The 2,009-nt window shown below is 71.8% G+C and carries 2 protein-coding genes and 1 pseudogene; 1 reads left to right on the plus strand and 2 read right to left on the minus strand.

All coding sequences use genetic code 11. The features are described 5' to 3' along the window. Positions 1 to 704: dienelactone hydrolase family protein (locus tag AAW13_RS43280; RefSeq protein ID WP_071659878.1), on the plus strand; the 704-nt coding region annotated here is incomplete at its 5' end. 372 nt (positions 705 to 1,076) lie between these two features. On the opposite strand, the gene AAW13_RS43285 is transcribed toward AAW13_RS43280, so the two are convergent. After that, positions 1,077 to 1,490 carry an XRE family transcriptional regulator gene (locus AAW13_RS43285; protein WP_240528940.1) on the minus strand — a complete coding sequence of 138 codons (414 nt, stop codon included), beginning with the start codon at positions 1,488 to 1,490 and terminating at the stop codon, positions 1,077 to 1,079. Between the two features lie 378 nt (positions 1,491 to 1,868). Then, positions 1,869 to 2,009: pseudogene (locus AAW13_RS47325) on the minus strand (LacI family transcriptional regulator); the annotation flags it as partial.

The raw sequence follows: 2,009 nt of genomic DNA on the forward strand, positions 1-2,009 counted from the left end.
CCGACGCCTACCTCGCCCACCCGGACGACGGGCAGCCACACCCGGGCGTGCTGTTGTACCAGGACGCCTTCGGACTGCGCCCGCACCTGAAGGCGATGGCCGACCGGCTGGCGGCCGCCGGACACGCGGTACTGGTCCCGAACGTCTTCTACCGGCACGGGCGGGCACCGGTCGTGGCACTGCCCGAGTTCATCGACATGGCGGCGCGCCCCGACATCATCGAGAAGGTCGTCCCCCTGATGGAGTCCCTCACCCCCGGGACGACGGAACGTGACGCCGGAGCCTACCTGGCGTGGCTCGCGGACTCCCCGCTGGTGGCGGACGGGCCGGTGGGCGTCACCGGCTACTGCATGGGCGCCCGCCTCGCCCTGCACACGGCCGGCGCCCACCCGGACCGGATCGCCGCGGCGGCCGGTTTCCACGGCGGCGGGCTGGCCTCCGACGCTCCCGACAGCCCGCATCTGCTCGCCGACCGGATCACCGCCGAACTGTACTTCGCGCACGCCGACGAGGACCCGTCCATGCCCGAGGAGCAGATCCGCCGTCTGGAGGACGCCCTGACCAAAGCGGGCGTCGAACACCGCTGCGAGGTCTACCGGGGCGCGCACCACGGCTACACCCAGTCCGACACCGCCGCCTACGACGCCGCCGCGGCCGAACGGCACTGGACGGAACTGCTCGCGTTGTTCGCCCGCGCGCTCTGAGGAGCGGAGGGCCGTCCCGCGGCCACCCGGACGCGGGACGGCCCTCACCGGCGTGGCGTCAGCCGGTCTTCGCGCAGCCGTAGGTGATGAGCCTCTTCACGTCGGCGGTGCGGTCGGCCGCGGAGGAGGCGGTCAGGACGGCGCCCATGACCGACTCGCCGTTCTTCGTGCGGCGAACACCAGGCAGTGCTCGGCCGAGGTGCCCGAGCCGAGGCGTCGCTCGTCCCCCGTGGCGTGTTCGCGGCAGGGACGAGGGGACGCCGGCGAGGTGTGTCCGGAAGCCGTATCAGGACGCTCCCCGGGCGACCCGGAGCCGTCGCGCTCCGTCAGCGGACCGACCGGCCTGTCTCCCGCAGCTCCCGCGGCACCGGACTAGCGTGATCCGCCGTGGCCCCGCGTCGACGCCGGGGGCGTGGAGACGGCCGGATCCGGTCCGCGCTGCCCCGTGGCCTGCGCCAACTGGAGCGGGGTGATGTCCAGCATGCGCAGGAGAGCCGCTGTCTGCTGTCCGTCACCCGACCATCTGTTTCTTTCCTCGGCTCTCGCGTACTGCGCCGTGTCCATCCCGATCGAGCCGGCCAGCTTCGCCGCACTGAACTGTCGTGCCAGACGGTGCTCCGTCAGCGTACGCGGGGCCTCGATCCCCATCAGGTCCTTCGTCCGGCACCAGAGCACGTCCGCGAGGGCGAACAACTCGTTCTCCGTCGGCCGGTGCTCACCGGCCTCCCACGCCTGGACCAGTGAAAGGGGGACGGGCACCCCGCATGCGTTCATCTGCTCGGTCACCTGCTGAGGCGACAGTCCCAGGCTCCGCCTGGCCGACAGGGCGATGTGAGGAGAGAACGGCGGTCGGTTCACTGGAGGGCCTTTCTTGTTGCGAGGCGGCGGGCGGACGAGCCCGGGACAGGTACCTCGCACGATTGTGATCTTGAAAAGAGTCTCACCGCCGGGCACCCCGGGCCGCGACATGTGCACCGCACTCCTGCGCGCTCGTTCCGCATACTTGCCCTGAGGGACGGTTCGAACGCCCGTCTGCACTGCCTCATGGGCAGCTGCGAGGTGTGCGTCAGGGCACCAGCCGCCCACCGGGGCGGCCGGCGGACATGTGATTCGAACACACCCACACAGCGGAGGACCACGGACGGGCCCCCACACCTCTGCCGGTCAGCGCAGGCCGAGGGTGGACCGGCGCACGACCAGTTCGGGCTGGAGCACCACCTGGCGGTGCTCGTGTGTCGCGGCCGTGCGCTGCTCGGTCTCCTCCAGCAGGAGACCGGCGGCCATGGCGCCCATGGTGACGGCGGG

The sequence above is a fragment of the Streptomyces humi genome, from assembly GCF_001005085.2.
Lineage (GTDB): Bacteria > Actinomycetota > Actinomycetes > Streptomycetales > Streptomycetaceae > Streptomyces > Streptomyces humi.